Origin of the sequence: Janthinobacterium sp. 1_2014MBL_MicDiv, assembly GCF_001865675.1 — a bacterium.
GTDB lineage: Bacteria > Pseudomonadota > Gammaproteobacteria > Burkholderiales > Burkholderiaceae_D > Janthinobacterium.
This window is the reverse complement of sequence record NZ_CP011319.1, coordinates 5,881,855-5,899,739: the sequence shown is the minus strand read 5'-3', so window position 1 is coordinate 5,899,739 and position 17,885 is coordinate 5,881,855. Positions and strand designations below refer to the sequence as shown.

At 59.7% G+C, this 17,885-nt stretch carries 23 protein-coding genes and 1 tRNA gene; 7 read left to right on the top strand and 17 right to left on the bottom strand.

From position 1 onward, the window contains the following. Positions 1 to 9 precede the first annotated feature (9 nt). Both YQ44_RS25580 and YQ44_RS25575 read right to left on the bottom strand, forming a co-directional pair. A complete protein-coding gene (locus tag YQ44_RS25580) occupies positions 10 to 1,002 on the bottom strand; it encodes an EDSAP-1 family PEP-CTERM protein (protein ID WP_071325764.1) in 993 nt (330 codons plus the stop codon). Positions 1,003 to 1,215: 213 nt separating this feature from the next. Further along, positions 1,216 to 1,590, bottom strand: coding sequence for a hypothetical protein (locus YQ44_RS25575; protein WP_071325763.1), 375 nt, complete (start codon positions 1,588 to 1,590; stop codon positions 1,216 to 1,218). Between the two features lie 150 nt (positions 1,591 to 1,740). On the opposite strand from YQ44_RS25575, the gene YQ44_RS25570 reads away from it, so the two are divergent. Continuing rightward, positions 1,741 to 2,049 (top strand): hypothetical protein, encoded by a 309-nt coding sequence (locus YQ44_RS25570; RefSeq protein WP_071325762.1) that lies wholly within the window; start codon positions 1,741 to 1,743, stop codon positions 2,047 to 2,049. Between the two features lie 64 nt (positions 2,050 to 2,113). Here YQ44_RS25570 and YQ44_RS25565 read toward each other — a convergent pair whose 3' ends face one another. From YQ44_RS25565 to petA, 10 genes are all read right to left on the bottom strand, one after another. Further along, positions 2,114 to 2,320, bottom strand: a complete 207-nt coding sequence (locus YQ44_RS25565) for a dodecin (protein ID WP_071325761.1) — start codon at positions 2,318 to 2,320, stop codon at positions 2,114 to 2,116. A gap of 216 nt (positions 2,321 to 2,536) precedes the next feature. After that, positions 2,537 to 3,688 (bottom strand): hypothetical protein, encoded by a 1,152-nt coding sequence (locus tag YQ44_RS29205; RefSeq protein ID WP_156894980.1) that lies wholly within the window; start codon positions 3,686 to 3,688, stop codon positions 2,537 to 2,539. Between the two features lie 26 nt (positions 3,689 to 3,714). Continuing rightward, positions 3,715 to 3,948, bottom strand: coding sequence for a hypothetical protein (locus YQ44_RS29200; protein ID WP_156894979.1), 234 nt, complete (start codon positions 3,946 to 3,948; stop codon positions 3,715 to 3,717). Next, entirely contained in the window at positions 3,926 to 4,156 is a 231-nt protein-coding gene (locus YQ44_RS25555; protein ID WP_071325759.1) for a hypothetical protein, read from the bottom strand. The genes YQ44_RS29200 and YQ44_RS25555 overlap by 23 nt, the downstream gene beginning before the upstream one ends. A 617-nt stretch (positions 4,157 to 4,773) precedes the next feature. Continuing rightward, a tRNA-Thr gene (locus YQ44_RS25550) sits at positions 4,774 to 4,849 on the bottom strand. A 26-nt stretch (positions 4,850 to 4,875) separates the two neighbouring features. Further along, positions 4,876 to 5,388, bottom strand: a complete 513-nt coding sequence (locus YQ44_RS25545) for a ClpXP protease specificity-enhancing factor (RefSeq protein ID WP_071325758.1) — start codon at positions 5,386 to 5,388, stop codon at positions 4,876 to 4,878. A gap of 225 nt (positions 5,389 to 5,613) precedes the next feature. Next, the gene (locus tag YQ44_RS25540; protein ID WP_010394154.1) at positions 5,614 to 6,225 is read right to left on the bottom strand and encodes a glutathione S-transferase N-terminal domain-containing protein; all 612 of its coding nucleotides are present in this window, start codon (positions 6,223 to 6,225) and stop codon (positions 5,614 to 5,616) included. Positions 6,226 to 6,345: 120 nt separating this feature from the next. Then, positions 6,346 to 7,110: a cytochrome c1 gene (locus YQ44_RS25535; protein WP_071325757.1), complete on the bottom strand. Its 765-nt coding sequence runs from the start codon at positions 7,108 to 7,110 to the stop codon at positions 6,346 to 6,348. Positions 7,111 to 7,146: 36 nt separating this feature from the next. Further along, positions 7,147 to 8,559, bottom strand: coding sequence for a cytochrome b (locus tag YQ44_RS25530; protein WP_071325756.1), 1,413 nt, complete (start codon positions 8,557 to 8,559; stop codon positions 7,147 to 7,149). A 2-nt stretch (positions 8,560 to 8,561) separates the two neighbouring features. Beyond that, entirely contained in the window at positions 8,562 to 9,170 is a 609-nt protein-coding gene (petA, locus tag YQ44_RS25525; protein ID WP_071325755.1) for a ubiquinol-cytochrome c reductase iron-sulfur subunit, read from the bottom strand. 413 nt (positions 9,171 to 9,583) lie between these two features. On the opposite strand from petA, the gene mscL reads away from it, so the two are divergent. Genes mscL through YQ44_RS25505 form a run of 4 tightly spaced genes read left to right on the top strand, consistent with a single transcriptional unit; the run spans position 9,584 to position 12,322 of the window. After that, entirely contained in the window at positions 9,584 to 10,033 is a 450-nt protein-coding gene (gene mscL / locus YQ44_RS25520) for a large conductance mechanosensitive channel protein MscL (protein ID WP_071325754.1), read from the top strand. A 42-nt stretch (positions 10,034 to 10,075) separates the two neighbouring features. After that, entirely contained in the window at positions 10,076 to 11,236 is a 1,161-nt protein-coding gene (locus YQ44_RS25515) for a Do family serine endopeptidase (RefSeq protein ID WP_071325753.1), read from the top strand. Positions 11,237 to 11,257: 21 nt separating this feature from the next. Further along, positions 11,258 to 11,950 carry a DUF2461 domain-containing protein gene (locus YQ44_RS25510; RefSeq protein ID WP_071325752.1) on the top strand — a complete coding sequence of 231 codons (693 nt, stop codon included), beginning with the start codon at positions 11,258 to 11,260 and terminating at the stop codon, positions 11,948 to 11,950. Positions 11,951 to 11,977: 27 nt separating this feature from the next. Then, positions 11,978 to 12,322 carry a cupin domain-containing protein gene (locus tag YQ44_RS25505; protein ID WP_232250995.1) on the top strand — a complete coding sequence of 115 codons (345 nt, stop codon included), beginning with the start codon at positions 11,978 to 11,980 and terminating at the stop codon, positions 12,320 to 12,322. 19 nt (positions 12,323 to 12,341) lie between these two features. On the opposite strand, the gene YQ44_RS25500 is transcribed toward YQ44_RS25505, so the two are convergent. The 5 genes from YQ44_RS25500 to YQ44_RS25480 form a co-directional block, all read right to left on the bottom strand. Beyond that, positions 12,342 to 13,388, bottom strand: coding sequence for an NAD(P)H-dependent glycerol-3-phosphate dehydrogenase (locus tag YQ44_RS25500; protein WP_071325751.1), 1,047 nt, complete (start codon positions 13,386 to 13,388; stop codon positions 12,342 to 12,344). A gap of 68 nt (positions 13,389 to 13,456) precedes the next feature. Next, positions 13,457 to 13,918 (bottom strand): SH3 domain-containing protein, encoded by a 462-nt coding sequence (locus tag YQ44_RS25495; protein ID WP_071325750.1) that lies wholly within the window; start codon positions 13,916 to 13,918, stop codon positions 13,457 to 13,459. 181 nt (positions 13,919 to 14,099) lie between these two features. Beyond that, complete coding sequence (gene secB / locus YQ44_RS25490) at positions 14,100 to 14,573, bottom strand: protein-export chaperone SecB (protein WP_010394167.1); 474 nt, start codon at positions 14,571 to 14,573, stop codon at positions 14,100 to 14,102. 160 nt (positions 14,574 to 14,733) lie between these two features. Continuing rightward, the gene (gene grxC, locus YQ44_RS25485) at positions 14,734 to 15,000 is read right to left on the bottom strand and encodes a glutaredoxin 3 (protein WP_034783579.1); all 267 of its coding nucleotides are present in this window, start codon (positions 14,998 to 15,000) and stop codon (positions 14,734 to 14,736) included. A gap of 31 nt (positions 15,001 to 15,031) precedes the next feature. After that, positions 15,032 to 15,448 (bottom strand): rhodanese-like domain-containing protein, encoded by a 417-nt coding sequence (locus YQ44_RS25480; RefSeq protein WP_071325749.1) that lies wholly within the window; start codon positions 15,446 to 15,448, stop codon positions 15,032 to 15,034. A gap of 106 nt (positions 15,449 to 15,554) precedes the next feature. On the opposite strand from YQ44_RS25480, the gene gpmA reads away from it, so the two are divergent. Together gpmA and YQ44_RS25470 are read left to right on the top strand one after the other, a co-directional pair. Beyond that, positions 15,555 to 16,301 (top strand): 2,3-diphosphoglycerate-dependent phosphoglycerate mutase, encoded by a 747-nt coding sequence (gene gpmA / locus YQ44_RS25475; protein ID WP_071325748.1) that lies wholly within the window; start codon positions 15,555 to 15,557, stop codon positions 16,299 to 16,301. A 77-nt stretch (positions 16,302 to 16,378) separates the two neighbouring features. Next, a complete protein-coding gene (locus YQ44_RS25470; protein ID WP_071325747.1) occupies positions 16,379 to 17,839 on the top strand; it encodes a murein hydrolase activator EnvC family protein in 1,461 nt (486 codons plus the stop codon). The last annotated feature ends 46 nt before the right edge of the window (positions 17,840 to 17,885 follow it).

Below are 17,885 nucleotides of genomic sequence, written 5' to 3'. Positions count from 1 at the left end.
TGCTGCTAATTATTTGGGTTGCCGCCGCCGCGTGAAGGCCAGGGCCGCCAGGCCAGTGCCTAGCAACAGCAGGGTGGCCGGTGCCGGCACCACGACGATCACGGGATCGATCACGACGATATCGGTGCGCGTGGACTTGGAAAAATTCAAGGTGTAGCTGCCGGCCGCCAGCGCGAAGTTCGACGTCAGAGAAAATTGCGCCAGGCCATTCGTGAAGGCGCGCCCTGTGGACGGATCGTTGGTGCCGGCCGTCATGTTCAGGCTGAACGGATCCAGGCTGCCCGCGCCGTGGTTGCCGTTGATGTCGCTGCCATTGTTGGCGTCGCCATCGGGCGCGAACTGGAAGATCACGCCGTCGGCATTGGCATGCGACAGGCAGCCGACGGGGCTGGCGCTGTTGCATGAGATATTGAAGATATCCATGATCGACACATTGGACTTGTCGCCCATCGCCGTCACGCTGGTGCGCAGGTCGCGCCGTCCCATGAAGCTGAAGGTGATGAAGCCGGCGCTCGACAGGGTCAGGTTGACGGAGCCGGTCAGCGTGTCGCCGGCCGTGGCCGAGGCGGCGCCCACCGTGTTGCGCTGCGCCTCCGAAACGGCCAGCACGGTGGATCCAGTGCCGTTGAGCATGTTGCCGAAGGCGTGGGCATCGCCGCGCGCAAACTCCAGTGCCGTGGTGGGGGCGTAGTGGTTCTGCGGCAGGCCCGTGCAACCGCTGCCGGAACACACTTGCGGCACGTCGGCATTGGCGGCCGGGCCCGTGTTGACGGCGCGCGGATTGACGGCCACGCCGCCCTGGAAAAAGGCGCTGTCGCTGGCGTTGCGGTTGGCGCCGGCCAGCGACAGCGCGCCGGCGCTGGTGGTGATGCGGAAATTGCTCAACTCATTGACGGCCAGGCCGTACGCCCCGGCATGCGCCTGGCCGCTGGCCAGCAGGCTTGCCGCCGCCAGTGCGCCCAGCCAGCCCAGGGTCTTGCTTCGTGTGTGATCGACATTCATCGCAGCCTCTTATCGTGGTCAGTCTCGGAAAATCCGGGGGGATAAAGAATCCAGGACGACTTGCCTGGATTCATCTCGTAGACGGAGATAAGCAGCTTGCGTGCCACACAAGAAAATCCTGTCGAATCAAACGCTTGCGCAAAGCGGGTTGGACTGGTGGAAGCAAAGTGTAAGAATGGCCGACGCCGCTTGCCGGCCGGTCGCTACCGCGCCTCAGGTGCCGCGGTGGTAGCCGAGATGCCCACCGGAATTGCGCGCGCAACCGCAGCCGATGCGCGCCACTTCCTCGCCTGCCGTCAGTTTCCAGTTGGTAATCGTCGTATGCTGCCAGTCGATGTCGCTTTTCTTGACAGGTTTTACCGTCAGGGTGCGCGCTTGCGCATCCGCGTATTCCATCAGCTCCTCGTCGTCGGCGATATCGAAATGGCGGTGGATCAGGGAAATGCCGAAACGCTCGAGCGCGCCGTAGCGCTGCAGCACGTCGCGCAGCTCGCGAAAGCAGGCCACGTCCTCGGGCAGCAAGGGATTGACGGCGGAAATATCGGCGACGGGCTGCCACTGCATGGCGTGGATGTTCAGGCTGTGCATGATAGGCTCCTGTGCCCCGTGATGATAGGCCCAGGCCGCCGGAGGGGCGCCGGCACGCCTGGCGAAATGCCCATCGTGGCCGTAAGGCTGCTGCGGCGCTTGCGCCAGATCAAAGGTGCGGCAGTCGCCCCTCGCCCGGTAAAATAGGCCATGGCAAACAAAACTCCCACCTTCCCCGGCGCGCGCACGGGCCGCGGCCAGGTCCTGGCCGTGCTGCTGTCGAACCGCGACCAGTCCGGCGCCGAACCGCTGCAAGGCCGCGTCTCGCTGGCCGCCATCGTCAAGGCGTTAAAGCGCAAATACCATTGGCCGATCGAGACGCACAGCTTCCCCGCCAATACGCAGGACGGCCGCGCCAGCTGGGCAACCGTCTACAGCTTGCCGGACAAGGTCATCGAGACCGCGCTGGACCACGGCGGCCGGGAGTGGCTGGAGAGCAGGTCAGTCGCCAGGCGCTAGTGAGAGGGCAAGGTTGGGCCAGGCGCCGCCGCGGGCACGCCGCTGCCGCCCATGCCACATGGCTTTATTCGAGGCGGAAGCCGACCTTCAGCGTGACCTGGAAGTGCGCCACCTTGCCATCGACGATATGCCCGCGCGAATCGGTCACTTCATACCAGTCCATGTGCTTGACCGTGAGCGCCGCCTTGGCAATGGCATCGCGGATCGCCTGATCGCTGCTCTCGGTCGATGTGCCAACCAGTTCGATCAGCTTGTAAGTGTGTGCGGACATGATGTTTCCCCAGTAGGAAAGCCGGACATCGAAAGGTTCTTCTTTGCTAACAAGCACCCATCTTGCGCCTAATCGCAGCCGCAGTCATTACGCAGTGCAGCAATGCGTCGCGTGAGGCTTACCTGAAACAGCGGGCCTGAAACATCGCTGAAGGTAAGGTGTCTGGAAGGCAAAACCGAGTCTGCCATCCAGATGCCGATCAGCAGCTATAGGACATCAACTCGACAGGCGAGCCTTTATTCTGTCTAATATTTCCTGTTGTGGTTTCAGAAAGGCTATCCTCGCTTGCGGCATGCAGTTGGCGGCGACGTAGTCGCTGTATGCACCGTCACGCAAGCCCTTATCGATTGCACCCCGTTTACATTTGTCTGCGATGGCATGTATATTCGAATAGGTGTTGTAATTATATTTCTCTGGATGGGCTATGTAGTTCTCATATTTTTCCTGCATGCTCACTAACTTTTCATTTTCCAGAGCTTTAAATTCTTGCTTGATCAGTATGTCGGAAGTTGATGTGCAATTTTTCTCCAATGGATTGCGATCGCATTGCACACTTCTTTGCAAGGCTCTTTCCGCAGCCATGATCATGAAGTCAGCAGCGCAATAATCTTGAGGGAATTCGCCGCAATCACCCTTGGTTGTGCGTGCTTCTGTCAAAAAAGAGTTAATTTCCTTGGTGGCTGGCGATTGTAGTTTTTGCACGAATTGACTTGTTCCAATTTTCTCCGACAGCGCACCACCGGCTTGGCATTGTGCATATACATCGAGTGCGAACTCGCCAAAATCCGTACTGTTGATTTTGTGTTTGACAGCATCCATCTGAAAATCCTTGAGCCGTCCCGCAGAAGCGTTCAGTGTTGCCTGCAATACTTGTCCCATTTGTGCATGGTATTTTTTTGCATGGCGACTCGTATAAATATCGACTTGCGCGACATATTTCTGACAGCTTGCCGGATCGCCAGTCGTATCTGCAATGACTGGCAGATTGCTCTTCACTCGCTCAGCAATATGCGTCGCAAAGTCTGCCTCCACTTGTTTACAGTAAGACGAATTTTTCCATTCCAGGGCTACCTTCAATACGTCCACAATGCTGGTTGACGAACCATAAGGCTCAGCTTCATCCCTGATCTCCTGCGCAACTTCCATCGCATACCGTGGATTGGCAGGAACATCCTTCAGTGCAATTTTGGCCCGGTATTCTGTCGCCGCTCTCAAGCTGCTGTCTTCCAGGTAGTTGGCTGCTTTTGCACACTTCCCGATAGATATAATCTGTTCATGCTCGCTGCTGGTACAGCCGCTCAGAAATATACTGAAACCGCATGCGATGACAGCTCCCCAATTTCTCAACTGCTTCAGTTGTGCTTTCAAAATATAGATCCTTAGAATGATGCCTGTTATTTTTTGGTGCTGGCGAGGGTAAGCACGATGGGTCCAAAGAGCAGGCGCCAGAATCCTATCGCATGGAAAATAAAATATGCTCCCGTGCCAAAGACAATTATCTGTGCAATAAATTTCACAAGCATGCCGTTCGCCGGAGAGTTTTTCCCCTCATGTGCAAAATGTCGGCATGCAAATGGAAAATAGTCATTGATTTGAAAAATCGTATCAGCGATTTCTATTTTTTCCAAAAATTAGCACCGCTATGACAACGGCCACAATAATGATTGCACCGATAATTTCACCCAATGCGGGGAATACGGTAACGGGCCAGACAATGCCTCTGCCAAGGTTGTAAGAGAACCCGCGGTACTTGAACTCTCCAAATAACCAGCCATATACACTGAACAAGATGGCGATGGAAAAATAGGCCAGCAGAATTTTTTTCTTGAGTGTCAAAGCGTTCTCCAGGGTATGGTAGGTAACAGAAAAATGATGGAAGATGAATTTCTAAAGTATTAATAAAGAAGTATGCATTATAAATTTCCATCGGGCAAGTTTCTAGGGGTGTGAGAGGGTCGCAGATGAATGGCACCTGATAAACCGTAGTGGAGCAAAAAGCCGTTGTGGCTGAAGATAGAAGCTGCGCGCGTAGCGAGTGCCAGCGGCTGTCCAGCGTGATACCGGCTGGCTTGATCGGGGCATCAGATTGCGCGCTACAGGCAGCACGATTTCACGTTGGGGCTGTAGGAAGTGCCTGTTGTTGGCCAGCCAGCGTGGCGGCTGGTCAGTTGGTATGTCCAATAGGCGTGCCTTTACGGCGGCCACCGCAAATTGATTGCGGCGAGGTACGGATGGTCGCCCTATCGATGGGAAGACTCCCGCCTGGCATTTTGTGGTGGCTGTTGGCACCCCGGCGTTCTGACGGGATTGCCGTGCCGCCGGAGTTTGCAGAGGCGTTGCCGGAGTTACGGTGCAGGGACGAGCGTCGGTGCGCTCTCGTGCAGCGGCAGGAGTCGAAAAGAAAAAAGGGCTACCAGCCGAAGCGGGTAACCCTTTGATTTCCTACTGAATTCTGGTGCCGACTGCCGGTTTCGAACTGGCCACCTGATGATTACAAATCAACTGCTCTACCAAATGAGCTAAGTCGGCAAAAACTGCGCGTTGCGAATTATACGCTATTTAATGCGCGTCAGGGTCGGGCGGCCGCCTTTTTTTGGTGGCTCGTCGTCGCCGGGCGTGGCGTTGTCGCGTTGTTCGGGGGAGCTGGTCGGCACGGACGACAGGGTCGGCGCGCTGGCGGCCGGGGCGAGCACTGGCGGCGGGACGTCGGCAGAGGCGGGGCTGTCGGTCGGTTGCGCGTCCGGGTCGTCGTTGCCCAGCACAGGCTCGAAGGCCATGCCCTGGCCGTTTTCGTTGGCGTAGATGGCCATCACGTTGTCGACCGGCACGTAGATTTCGCGCGAGATACCGCCAAAGCGGGCGTGGAAGCGGATGGCGTCGTTGTCCATCTTCAGGCCGCTGGTGGCGCCGAAGCTGATGTTGAGGACGATTTCGCCCTTTTTCACGTATTCCATCGGTACCGTGGTGCGCGAATCGACTTTGACCGCGAGATAAGGCGTGTAGCCGCTGTCGGTGCACCACTCGTAGATGGCGCGCAGCATATAAGGTTTGGTTGAGATTTCAGACATGGTAGGCACTATGAGGCGGGAGCGCCCCCGTCAAGCATGAGGCGGGCGCACCGGTAATTCAAAAGACTGGGCAGCGCAAAAAACAACTTTAACACATGGCCCAAGATGCCCCAGAAAGCGTAGCGAGCAAGCCCGATATCGGCTTCAGCAACGCAGCCGTACTTGAGTACGGCGAGTAACGCCAAGTCGAGAGCGGGCTGCGCAGTAGCTTGATGGGGATATCTTTTAGCGGCGCATCACCTTCTCCGAAGGAGTGAGTGCTTCGATATACGCAGGACGCGAGAAGATGCGTTCGGCGTATTTCATCAGCGGTGCAGCCGTCTTCGACAGTTCGATGCCGTAGTGGTCCAGGCGCCACAGCAGCGGCGCGACAGCCACGTCGAGCATCGAGAATTCGTCGCCCAGCATGTACTTGTTCTTCAGGAACAGCGGCGCCAGCGTCGTCAGGCGGTCGCGGATTTCCGCGCGTGCCTTGTCGTGGGCCTTGTCGTTGCTCTTGGCGCGTTCGCTTTCCAGCACGTGCACGTGCACGAACAGTTCTTTTTCAAAGTTGAACAGCATCAGGCGCGCGCGGGCACGCATCAGCGGATCGGCCGGCATCAGTTGCGGATGCGGGAAGCGCTCATCGATGTACTCGTTGATGATGTTCGATTCATACAAGATCAGTTCGCGTTCGACCAGGATAGGCACCTGACCGTACGGGTTCATGGTCGAAATGTCTTCCGGTTTGTTGAACAGGTCGACGTCGCGCACTTCGAAGTCCATGCCTTTTTCAAACAGGACCAGGCGGCAGCGTTGCGAAAATGGGCAGGTTGTACCCGAATAGAGAACCATCATTTTTTATAGTTCCTTAGAAACAAAGGGGGTGAAGCCGCGAACGGCTCACCCCAGGTCGCTTGTCCACTCGTGCGGACAACGCAGAAACAGGCACCAACCGGCCTTCGGCCGGCGCCTCACTTATTTGACTTCTTTCCAGAACGACGCGTTAAGGCGCCATGCCAGCAGAGCAAAAACCGACAGGAACAGCAGCACCCACACGCCCAGGCGTTTGCGTGTCTGCTGTGCCGGTTCGGCCATCCACTCCATGTAGCCGACCAGGTCGGCTACCGCAGTGTCATACTCGATCTTGTTCAACGTGCCTGGCTTGACTTGCTCGAAGCCGACAAATTTGTGGATTTTCTTGCCCGCTTCGTGCGGGTCATTCTCTTCCACGAACTTGGCAGTCTGGATACCTTGCAATTCCCATAACACATGCGGCATAGCAACATTCGGCACGACCATATTGTTCCAGCCGGTCGGACGAGTGTCGTCTTTATAGAACGTACGCAGGTAAGTATACAGGTAGTCGCCGCCTGTGCCAGCGGAAGATGATTTCGCGCGCGAAATTACCGACAAATCGGGCGGTACGACGCCAAAGAACGCCTTGGCGTCCTGCGGCGCCAGGGAAGTGGTCATCAGGTCGCCGACTTTATCGCTGGTGAACAACAGGTTCTGCTTGATCTGGTCTTCCGTCAAGCCCAAGTCGCGCAGGCGGTTGTAGCGCATCGACACGGCAGAGTGGCAATTGAGGCAATAATTGACGAACAATTTGGCGCCATGTTGCAGCGCTGCCATGTTGGTCTGGCGGTCGGGCGCCTTGTCCAGCGGGAAGCCGCCTTCGCTGGCGAGGGCCATGGCGGGCACGAGTGCCAGGATGGCGAGCAGTTTTTTTGCAATCTTCATATGATGTATGTCCTTTGAGCGTGGCGTGGGAGCGGCTTAGTGCGGGTGAAACGTCACACGCGACGGCACGGTCTTGAACTTGCCCATTGCACTCCACCATGGCATCAGCAGGAAAAAGCTGAAGTAAATCAGGGTGCACACTTGCGAGACGATGGTTTTCGCATCCGTTGGCGCCTGGGTACCGAGGTAGCCCAGGGTCAGGAACGACAGGCCGAAGATGGCATAGATGTATTTATGCCAGGTCGGACGGTAGCGGATCGATTTCACGGGCGAATGGTCGAGCCATGGCAGGAAGGCCAGGATCACGACGGAACCGCCAAAGAACACCACGCCCCAGAATTTCGCGTCCAGCACCTGCGGCAGCATGCCGACGATGGCGACGAGCGCGATCGCGGCGATGATGGCCTTGACCGTCGTCGACAGGCGCGACTTGAGCCAGATGAACACCACGTAGGCGGCCACGGCCGCCATCAGCACGTACATGAAGTCGGCCGTGGTGGCGCGCAGCACCGAGTAGAACGGCGTGAAATACCAGGTTGGCGCGATGTGCAGCGGGGTCTTCAGCGAGTCGCCTGGCAGGAAATTGTTGTATTCCAGGAAATAACCGCCCATTTCCGGCGCAAAGAAGACGACGGCGCTGAAAATGACGAGGAAGATCGACACGCCGAACAGGTCGTGCACGGTGTAGTACGGGTGCGATGGAATCGAGTCGAGCGGGTGGCCGTCGGCGCCCAGGTTTTCCTTCACTTCGATGCCGTCCGGATTGCTCGAGCCGACTTCATGCAGGGCGATCAAGTGCGCTGCCACCAGGCCCAGCAGGACCAGCGGGATGGCGATCACGTGGAAGGCGAAGAAGCGGTTCAGGGTCGCGTCGGACACCACATAGTCGCCGCGTATCCACAGCGACAGGTCAGGGCCGATGAAGGGGATGGCGCCGAACAGGTTGACGATCACCTGGGCGCCCCAGTACGACATCTGGCCCCATGGCAGCAGGTAGCCGAAGAACGCTTCGGCCATCAGGCACAGGAAGATGGCGAAACCGAACAGCCAGATCAGTTCACGTGGCTTGCGGTAGGAGCCGTACAGCAGGCCGCGCGTCATGTGCAGGTAGACGATGATGAAGAAGGCCGAGGCGCCCGTCGAGTGCATGTAGCGCACCAGCCAGCCCCACGGCACTTCGCGCATGATGTATTCGACGGAATTGAAGGCCAGCGCCGCATCGGGCTTGTAGTGCATGGTCAGGAAGATGCCGGTGACGATCTGCAGCACCAGCACCAGCATGGCCAGCGAGCCGAAGATGTACCAGAAATTGAAGTTTTTCGGGGCGTAGTACTTGCCCCATTGGTCATTCCACAGCTTGGTCAGGGGAAAGCGGTCATCCACCCAGCCCAGGGCTTTTTCAGCGGCGGGTGCATCGGCGGGAAATTTCGTTTCTTTGAAAGCAGCCATGATCAAGCCTCGCCTTTCTCGTCTTTACCTATCAGCAGTTTGGTGTCGCTCAGGTACATATGGCGCGGCACTTGCAGGTTGTCCGGCGCAGGCTTGTTCTTGAACACGCGGCCCGCCATGTCGAAGGTGGAGCCATGGCAAGGGCACAGGAAGCCGCCTTCCCAGTCATCGGGCAGGGACGGTTGCGGGCCGGGGGTAAATTTCGAGGAAGGGGAGCAGCCGAGGTGGGTGCAGATGCCGACGGCGATGAGGATTTCAGGCTTGATGGAGCGCCATTCGTTCATGCAGTACGGCGGCGTGAATTCGGCGGGGTTGCGTTTGGAATCGGCATCGGCGACCTTGCCGTCCGTTTTCTTGAGCGAAGCGACCATTTCCGGCGTGCGCTTGATGATCCAGACCGGCTTGCCGCGCCATTCGACGGTGCGCATTTCGCCGGGTTGCAAGGTGGTGATGTCTACTTCGACCGGCGCGCCAGCCGCTTTCGCGCGCTCCGACGGCTGGAAGGTGCTTACCAAGGCTCCCGCGGTTGCCAATCCAACTACACTGCCCGCCGCGCACGTGGCGACGAGCAAGCCGCGACGGCCTGAATCGACCTGCTTTTCGTTACTCATGCAAACCCCAATCAGTCAAAATGCGAATCTTTATTATGAGTGGCAGCCGCGAAAAACCCGTCGCCGAAGCTCTTTCCCACTGTTTGCCGCAACCCGCATCTTTGTACGGTAAAGTGACAACATCCCTGCGGAACTTCGGCCAATGGCGCAGCCCGTGCCAGTTTCTTGTTGATTATCCGGAAGCAAAAAAGGTGCTTCTGGCAACCGCAAATTATAAGTGAAGCAAACAACGAATAAAACAAAAACGTTGCTTGTACCATAATTTATATACTTTTGCAGGAGGTGGCTAGTTCTTTCGAACTAGATGCGCAAGGCTGTGCCGGAATTGGTCTCGCCGGCAACCAGAAGTTGGTGGCACTGGGAATCAATAGTATGATCGGCATGTTTTTTATACATATCCGAAGGAGAAATTCATGGCAATGATGCAAGAATTTAAAGAATTTGCAATGAAGGGCAACGTCGTCGATCTGGCGGTCGGTGTCATTATCGGTGGCGCCTTCGGCAAGATCGTCGATTCCTTGGTGCAAGACGTCATCATGCCGCCCATCGGGCGCATTTTCGGCGGCCTCGATTTCGCCAACTATTATCTGCCGCTGAATGGCCAGGCCACCACCCTGACCCTGGTGGAAGCGAAAAAGGCGGGCGCCGTGCTGGCCTACGGTAACTTCCTTACCATTCTGCTCAATTTCGTCATCCTCGCCTTCATCATCTTCCAGATGGTGCGCCTGATGAACAAGGCCCGCCGCGCCCAGCCGGAAGCGCCGGCGGCCGCGCCTGCCACGCCGGAAGACATCGTCCTGCTGCGTGAAATCCGCGACTCCCTGCAGAAGAACGGACAGAAGAGCAACGATCTGGCAAAATAAGCCGGACCGGCACCGGGCCGGCTGACCTGGACAGAGAGCCCTATGCGACGATTTTGGTTATTGTTTGCGCAAACCGTGACCATCGCGTTGGCGCTGTACTTTGTGTATGGCGCGCTGCGCCCGGCCAGCCGGGTACAGCAGCTGGGCTCGCCGGCGAAACCGGTGCCCGTGGTGGAAACGGCGTCGAGCAGCCTGGCGCCCGGTTCCTACCGCGACGCGGCGGCGCGCGCCATGCCCGCCGTCGTCAACATCCTCACCCTGCAAGTACCCAAGCGCGGCGCCCATCCGCTGGCGCGCGACCCCTTCTTCAAACGTTTCTTCGGCGAGCGCGATCCTGGCGCCGACGATGACGACACCCTGCAAAACAGCCTCGGCTCCGGCGTCATCGTCAGCCATGAAGGCTATATCCTCACCAACAACCACGTGGTCGAAGGCGCCGACGAAATCGAAGTCGTGCTCACCGATGGCCGCAAGGCGCCCGCCAAGGTGGTGGGCCTGGACCCGGAAACGGACCTGGCCGTCATCAAGATCGACCTCGACAAGCTGCCCGTGATCGTGTTGGGCCAGTCGGAACTGGCGCGTGTGGGCGACGTCGTGCTGGCCATCGGCAACCCGTTCGGCGTGGGCCAGACGGTGACCATGGGCATCATCTCCGCGCTGGGACGCAACAATCTGCACATCAACAGTTTCGAAAACTTCATACAGACGGACGCGGCCATCAATTTCGGCAACTCGGGCGGCGCCCTCGTCGATACGCGCGGCAACTTGATCGGCATCAATACGGCCATCTATTCGCAAAGCGGCGGCTCCGTCGGCATCGGCTTCGCCATTCCCGTCTCGACGGCGAAAACCGTGATGGAAGCCATCATCAAGGATGGCCACGTGGTGCGCGGCTGGATTGGCGTGGAAACGCAGGACATCACGCCCGAGCTGGCGCAAAGCTTCGGCTTGCAGCGCTCGAGCGGCGCCATCATCGCCGGCGTCGTGCGCAATGGCCCGGCCGACAAGGCCGGCATCGTGCCCGGCGACATCCTGCTGGCCGTCGATGGCAAGCCCGTCGGCGATACGACGGAAATGCTGAACCTGATCGCCCAACTGGCGCCCGGCGGAAAAGCTAAAATGACGGTGCTGCGCAAGAATCGCGAAGCGGCGCTCGACGTGGTGGTGGGCAAGCGCCCCATCCCGAAAGAGCTTTCCAAATAGTTGCTGATCGGAAGCTGACACATGCATGTGCGTGACTTGACCCAATTTTTACGTGAACTGAGCGATAACAACAACCGGCCCTGGTTTGTCATGAACAAGCCCCGCTACGACATCCTGCGCGAGGAATTCCTCGCCCTGGTGACGTCGCTGATCGGCGAGCTCGGCAAGTTTGACCCGGCCGTGAAATACTGCAATCCGAAGAAGGCCTTGTTCCGCATCAACCGCGACGTGCGCTTTGCGCACGACAAGAGCCCCTATAAAACGCGTTTTTCGGCCGCCATCGCGCCGAACGACATGCGCCGCCCCAGCAAGGCGGGCGGTCCCACGTATTATCTGCAGATCGATGGCCAGGGCAACTTGCTGTTCGGCGCCGGCGAATACATGCCGCCCCCCGCTCGCCTGAAGGCCCTGCGCGAACACATGGTCAACGACGCGCCAGGTTTTTCCAAAGTGCTGAAAAATAAGCGCCTGAAGGCCCGTTACGGCACCATCCAGAACGAGGGCAAGCTGCAGCGTCCACCGAAGGGTTTCGCGGCGGATGCCGAGCATATCGAATTCATCAAGCTGAAGAGCTTTTTTGTCTGGACCGAAATACCGCTGCCCGTCAACGCGCCCGAGAAACTGCTGCCGACCCTGGCGGAAGGCTTGAAGGATGCGTGGCCGCTGGTCGAGTGGATGCGCGGCGCGAAGGAGCCGGAGGAAGAGGCGGCTTGAACCGGTAGTCTAGCTAAGCGGGAGAAGATGATGGCATTAGTACATGCAGCATCGGGCCAGGTGATCGACGTGCAGGGGGCGGATGGCGAGAATCTGTCGCAGTTTTCCGCCATTGCGCTGGCCAAGACGGACGAACTGGAATTGATCCGCATGTGCATGCCCAAGGGCAAGACCATGCCCGAGCATCATGTACTGGGAGAAATCACCCTGCTGTGCCTGCAAGGCGAGGTGGCGGTGGAAGCACATGGCGGCGTGCACGTGCTGGGGCCGGGGCAGATGCTGTACCTGCACGGCGGCCAGGCGCATGCGCTGGCCGCGCGCGAAGACAGCTTGCTGCTGCTGACCATACTCATGCACAAGGCGGGCCGCTAAGCCCGGCCCCGTCATTCTTTCAGGTGGCTTCGTCGCGCGGATCGCGCGCCAGCAGTTGCTGCACCATCACGTGCGGCAAATCGCCATCGAACAGCACGCCGGCCACCGCATTGGTGATCGGCATCTCGACGCCCATGCTGCGCGCCAGCTCGCGCACGGCCTTGGCGCAGGGCACGCCTTCGGCCACATGGCCGAGTTCGGCCACGATGGTGGCCAGCGCCTTGCCTTGCGCCAGGCCCAGGCCGACGCGGCGGTTGCGCGACAGGTCGCCCGTGCAGGTCAGAATCAAATCGCCCATGCCCGTCAAGCCCATGAAGGTTTCCGTCTGGCCACCGAGGGCCGTGCCCAGGCGCGTGATTTCCGCCAGGCCGCGCGTGATCAGGGCGGCGCGCGCATTCAGGCCCAGGCCCAGGCCGTCGGCCACGCCGGTGGCGATCGCCAGCACGTTCTTGACGGCACCGCCCACTTCCACGCCCACCAGGTCATCGCTCGCATACACGCGGAAATTTCCACCATGCAATGCCGACACGACGCAGGCGCGCAAACTGGCGCTGTGCGAGGCGATGGTCAGCGCGCACGGCAGGCCGCGCGCCACTTCCTGCGCGAACGAGGGGCCGGACAGGGCGCCGGCGGGGATCGCGTCCCCCAGCACCTGCTGCACGATCTGGTGCGGCAGCATGCCCGTGCCGCCTTCAAACCCTTTGCACAGCCACACCAGGTTGGGGATGGCCTTGTCTTTCAACTGATGCAGCAGGGGGCGCAGGCCCGCCACGGGGCAGGCGGCGATCAGCAGGCCATGTTCGCCGCCGGCATGCGCGACGGCGGCGTCGAAATCGGCGCCGATGCGCAGTTGCGGCGGCAGGGCGAAGCCGGGCAAGTAACTGTTTTCGCCGCTGGCGGCCATGGCGGCCATGGCCTCGCCATTGCGGCCCCACAGCAGCACGTCGTGGCGGCCTGCCAGGGCCATGGCCACGGCCGTGCCCCAGGCGCCGGCGCCCAGCACGGTAATGCGGCGCGCGTCAGCCTTGGCGGCGGTATCGGGAGTGTTTTCAGGGGAAACTTGCATGCAACCTCAGTCTGGCAGGGGGAGAGGCACGGCACGGCTGGCCGGTGCCCGGATGAATCTGGCGGTGCTTACAGGCCCCACACTTCGCTGGTCTTGACGTAGCCGCTCTGGCCGTCCTTGTGGCGCACCTTGACCCAGCCGGCGCTTGCCTGTTCGCTCATTTCCAGCAGCACGCCCTTGTCGACGAGGATCAGGGGCGAGGCGTTGTCGTCGGGGCTGGCGCGAACCTTGAGGTTGGCGGCGCGCGCCACGACGTTGCGCTTGGCCGACAGGCCTTTCGCTTCCGTCCAGGCCATTTCGCCGCTGGCGTCGCGCACCTTGACCCATTCGCCGTAGCTGAGCACCACTTCCAGCGGCATGCCGCGTGGCGCCACGTACAGCTTGCCGCCCTTGGCGGACGGTGCGTCATACAGGATGACGGGGGCCACGCCCACCGTCTTGAAATCGACGGCGTGGCTGGCGGCAGTGGCCAGCATCAGTACGGCGCCGGCGATCCAGCGGAACTTGCTCAAGAGCGCACTTTTCAACATGATATTTTTGAACCTTAACGAAACACGGCGGCCAGGCCGCCGTTTCTTACCTGCAGTATAGAACACTCACAAAACCGTCGCGAGCGGCAGTGCATCGTGGCCGAGAAGCGCAGCTGTGCCAGAGCACAGCGCGCATCACAGGCCGCAAGGCGCGCCGCGCGGCAGGTTTGGTGAGATGTTCTTAGTGCGTTTCGCTGGCTGCTGGCGCTGCGGCAGCGGCGTCAGCAATAGCTTGCAGACGTTGTTGGTAGAACACTTCGAAGTTGATCTCGGCCAGGTGCACTGGCGGGAAGCCGGCACGGGTGATCACGTCGGCGATGTTGGCGCGCAGGTAAGGGTAGATGATGTTCGGGCAGCCGATTCCCAGCAGCGGATCGAGTTGATCGGCAGGGATGTTGCGTGCTTCGAAGATACCAGCTTGCTTGCCTTCAACCAGGAAAGCAACTTTATCGCCGACCTTGGCCGTCACGGTGATGGTCACGGTGGCTTCGAAGATGCCGTCGGCCAGAGGCGCGGCGCCCACGTCCAGAGCAACTTCGATCGCTGGCGCTTCTTGTTCCAGGAAGATTGCTGGGGAATTAGGTTGTTCCAGCGACATGTCTTTCAGGTAGACGCGTTGGATTTGGAAGACTGGTTGCAGATTTTCGTCAGACATGGAACGCTTTCGTTGTAAAGGACAAGAACGGCACACCGTTCAAATATGGTGCTTGCGGTATTCAAACCGCGCCGGGTAGGCGCGGCCAGATCAGGTGCGAGGGCAATTGTATCAAAACAATACGACAAAAAACCAAGCAATTTCTCGAACCCGCTTTATATCAGGCTGCCGTGCCATTTAACAAGGGGTCCAGCTTGCCGGCTTGATCGAGCGCATACAAATCGTCGAAACCGCCCACGTGGGTATCGCCCACATAGATTTGCGGCACCGTGCGGCGGCCCGTGCGTTCCATCATCTTGATGCGCTCTTCCGGGTCGAGGTCGACGCGGATCTTTTGCACGGTCACGCCCTTGGCTTCCAACAGGCGCTCGGCGCGCACGCAATACGGGCACACGGCGGTGCTATAGACAATTACTGGGACAGTCATGATGTTTCCTTATATGAGTGCAGGCGGATGTTTATTTCGCCAGCGACAAGGTTTTCAGTGGCAAACCCTGTTTTTTCCATTCGTCGATGCCGCCTTCCAGGCTCGTTGCTTCAGCGAAACCGGCTTTGCCCAGCAGGCCGACAGCCGTTGCCGAACGCGAACCTTTCTGGCAAACCACTACAATGGGGCGTGTTTTGAATTTTTCCAGCTCACCCAGGCGTTTTGCCAGTTCCGGCAGCGGAATATTTTTCGCGTCAGGCAAGTGGCCCGTGGCGAATTCTTCCTTGCTGCGCACGTCGACGATGGTGGTCTTGCCACGGTTGATCAGTTGCGTGACTTCCAGCACGGTCGCGCGCTTGCCGCGCATCGACAGCAGTGGCCAGAGGAGGGCGCCGCCGGAAATAATGACGATAGCAAACAGAAAAATGTGGTCGATAATGAATTTCACGTAGGGTCCAATGGTTTAAGTCAATCCGCGCATTATAAAATAGAAGCTGGACGAGGTCTTTTTACGTTTTGCTTTTTTGATTTGAACCCCTTGAGAAGATAGAACTATGTACAAAATCGTTTTCATGCGTCACGGCGAGTCCACCTGGAACCTCGATAACCGCTTCACCGGCTGGACCGACGTCGATCTGACGGAAAAGGGCGTCAACGAAGCCAGGGCCGCCGGCCAGATCCTCAAGCAGGAAGGCTTTACGTTCGACGTGGCTTACACCTCGGTCCTGAAGCGCGCCATCCGCACCCTGTGGCTGGCCCTCGACGAGATGGACATGATGTATCTGCCGATCAAGAACGACTGGCGCCTGAACGAACGTCATTACGGCGCCCTGCAAGGCCTGGACAAGGGCGAGACGGCCGCCAAGTATGGCGACGAGCAAGTGCTGGTATGGCGCCGCAGCTACGACACGCCGCCGCCGCCGCTGGAAGCCGACGACGACCGCGCCTCGTTCAACGACCCGCGCTACGCCGGCTTGCCGAAGGCCGCGATTCCGCTGACGGAATGCCTGAAGGACACCGTGGCGCGCGTGATGCCGTCCTGGGACGAGGAAATCGCCCCGGCCATCCGCGCCGGCAAGAAGATCATCATCTCGGCCCACGGCAACAGCCTGCGCGCGCTGATCAAGATGCTCGACGGCATCAGCGACAGCGACATCGTCGGCCTGAACATCCCGAACGGCCAGCCGCTCGTGTATGAGCTCGACGCCGACCTGAAACCGATCCGTCATTACTACCTGGGCGACCCGGCAGCGATCGCGGCGGCGCAAGCTGCCGTCGCGAACCAAGGGAAGGCCAAGTAACTTTGTCGTCTTTCTTCCGCGGCACAGCGCTCGCCCCCTCTGCTGAACGACCCCTGCCGGCGTGGCGCGCCGGTGCCATGCTGTGCCTGGCGCTGCTGCTATCGAGCGGCGCGGCGCAGGGCGCCAAACCCACCGAACGCAGCAAGCAGAAGGCGGCCGCGGAAGCACAACGTGCTGGCCTGCAACAAAAGCTGACAGAGCTCAAGCGCGACATCAGCCGCACGGAAAGCGCCAAGGATGACGCGGCCGATACCCTGGCCGAGTCGGAAGAGGCGATTTCCAACGCCAACCGCGCCTTGCGCGACCTGGCGCAGGAACAAAGCGAGACGGGCGTCAAACTGGGCGCGCTGGGACAGGAACACCAGCGGCTGACGGCGACGGTCGAGAAACAGAAGGCGCAGCTGTCAAAATTGCTGCGTGAACAATATGTCGCCGGCAACGAGGACCGCATCAAGCTGCTCTTGTCGGGCGACAACCCGAACCGCATCAACCGCGACCTGCAATTCATGGCGTATGTGTCGCAGGCGCAGGCGCGCCTGCTGGAAGCCTTGCGCGCCAACTTGCTGGCCGTGGAAAAGAACCAGGCGGACGTACAGAACGCCAAGGATGAGCTGGAAGAGATCGCGCAGGAAGAGCGCGACCAGAAAGCCCTGCTGGTGCAGGAAAAGGCGCGCCGCGCCGCCTTGCTGACGAGCTTGTCGCAGCGCCTGGTGGCGCAGCGCAAGGAAGTGGGCAATGTCGAGCGCGACGAACAGCGCATGGGCAACCTGGTCGACAAGCTGGCCAAGCTGATCGAAGAACAGGCCGCCGCCGCCGCGGCCGAGAAGAAACGCCAGCAATTGCTGGCCGAGCAGCGCGCCGCCGCGAAAGCGGCCGCCGACGCCAAGATTGCCGCGGAAAAACGCGAACGCCTGCTGGCCGCGCGCGCCAAGGCGGCCCAGGCGCAGGCCGAACGCGAACGAATTGCCAAGGAGCAACAAAATAAATCGGGCAAGATCAAGCCGCAGACGCCGCCGCCGCCCGTGAAACTCGACCCCATCGATGACGACGAGCCGCCGCAGGTGGCCAAGGTGGTGCCGAAACCCGAACCGAAGCCGGAACCGGAGCCCGAGCGTCCAAGCCTGGGCCCGGCCGCGCCGGCCGGCGCCTTTGCCAGCCTGAAAGGGCAGTTGCGCGCGCCCGTGGCGGGCAAGATCGCGGCCCGTTTCGGCAGCAAGCGCGGTGACGGCCCCAGCTGGAAGGGCGTCTTCATCCGCACGGGCGAGGGCAGCGAGATCCACGCCATCGCCGGCGGACGCGTGGTGTTTTCCGACTGGCTGCGCGGCTTTGGCAACCTGATCATCGTCGACCATGGCGGCCAGTACATGAGTATTTATGGCAATAACCAGTCCTTGCTGAAACGCGTGGGCGACGCCGTCAAGGGCGGCGAGACCATCGCCAGCGCGGGCAACAGCGGCGGCAACGAGGAATCAGGGCTATACTTTGAACTGCGTCATCAGGGCCGCGCCTTCGATCCAGCCACCTGGGTGAAGTTTTAAGTTCCCCACCATTGCTGCGGCATCGAATTTGTAGATTGCGAAGAAC

What these genes read in the sequence shown, in the direction of transcription:
- YQ44_RS25580 (WP_071325764.1), bottom strand. Translation starts at nt 1,002, where the DNA reads ATGAATGTCGATCACACACGAAGCAAGACCCTGGGCTGGCTGGGCGCA.
- YQ44_RS25575 (WP_071325763.1), bottom strand. Translation starts at nt 1,590, where the DNA reads ATGCACAGCCTGAACATCCACGCCATGCAGTGGCAGCCCGTCGCCGAT.
- YQ44_RS25570 (WP_071325762.1), top strand. Translation starts at nt 1,741, where the DNA reads ATGGCAAACAAAACTCCCACCTTCCCCGGCGCGCGCACGGGCCGCGGC.
- YQ44_RS25565 (WP_071325761.1), bottom strand. Translation starts at nt 2,320, where the DNA reads ATGTCCGCACACACTTACAAGCTGATCGAACTGGTTGGCACATCGACC.
- YQ44_RS25545 (WP_071325758.1), bottom strand. Translation starts at nt 5,388, where the DNA reads ATGTCTGAAATCTCAACCAAACCTTATATGCTGCGCGCCATCTACGAG.
- YQ44_RS25540 (WP_010394154.1), bottom strand. Translation starts at nt 6,225, where the DNA reads ATGATGGTTCTCTATTCGGGTACAACCTGCCCATTTTCGCAACGCTGC.
- YQ44_RS25535 (WP_071325757.1), bottom strand. Translation starts at nt 7,110, where the DNA reads ATGAAGATTGCAAAAAAACTGCTCGCCATCCTGGCACTCGTGCCCGCC.
- YQ44_RS25530 (WP_071325756.1), bottom strand. Translation starts at nt 8,559, where the DNA reads ATGGCTGCTTTCAAAGAAACGAAATTTCCCGCCGATGCACCCGCCGCT.
- petA (WP_071325755.1), bottom strand. Translation starts at nt 9,170, where the DNA reads ATGAGTAACGAAAAGCAGGTCGATTCAGGCCGTCGCGGCTTGCTCGTC.
- mscL (WP_071325754.1), top strand. Translation starts at nt 9,584, where the DNA reads ATGGCAATGATGCAAGAATTTAAAGAATTTGCAATGAAGGGCAACGTC.
- YQ44_RS25515 (WP_071325753.1), top strand. Translation starts at nt 10,076, where the DNA reads ATGCGACGATTTTGGTTATTGTTTGCGCAAACCGTGACCATCGCGTTG.
- YQ44_RS25510 (WP_071325752.1), top strand. Translation starts at nt 11,258, where the DNA reads ATGCATGTGCGTGACTTGACCCAATTTTTACGTGAACTGAGCGATAAC.
- YQ44_RS25505 (WP_232250995.1), top strand. Translation starts at nt 11,978, where the DNA reads ATGATGGCATTAGTACATGCAGCATCGGGCCAGGTGATCGACGTGCAG.
- YQ44_RS25500 (WP_071325751.1), bottom strand. Translation starts at nt 13,388, where the DNA reads ATGCAAGTTTCCCCTGAAAACACTCCCGATACCGCCGCCAAGGCTGAC.
- YQ44_RS25495 (WP_071325750.1), bottom strand. Translation starts at nt 13,918, where the DNA reads ATGTTGAAAAGTGCGCTCTTGAGCAAGTTCCGCTGGATCGCCGGCGCC.
- secB (WP_010394167.1), bottom strand. Translation starts at nt 14,573, where the DNA reads ATGTCTGACGAAAATCTGCAACCAGTCTTCCAAATCCAACGCGTCTAC.
- grxC (WP_034783579.1), bottom strand. Translation starts at nt 15,000, where the DNA reads ATGACTGTCCCAGTAATTGTCTATAGCACCGCCGTGTGCCCGTATTGC.
- gpmA (WP_071325748.1), top strand. Translation starts at nt 15,555, where the DNA reads ATGTACAAAATCGTTTTCATGCGTCACGGCGAGTCCACCTGGAACCTC.
- YQ44_RS25470 (WP_071325747.1), top strand. Translation starts at nt 16,379, where the DNA reads ATGCTGTGCCTGGCGCTGCTGCTATCGAGCGGCGCGGCGCAGGGCGCC.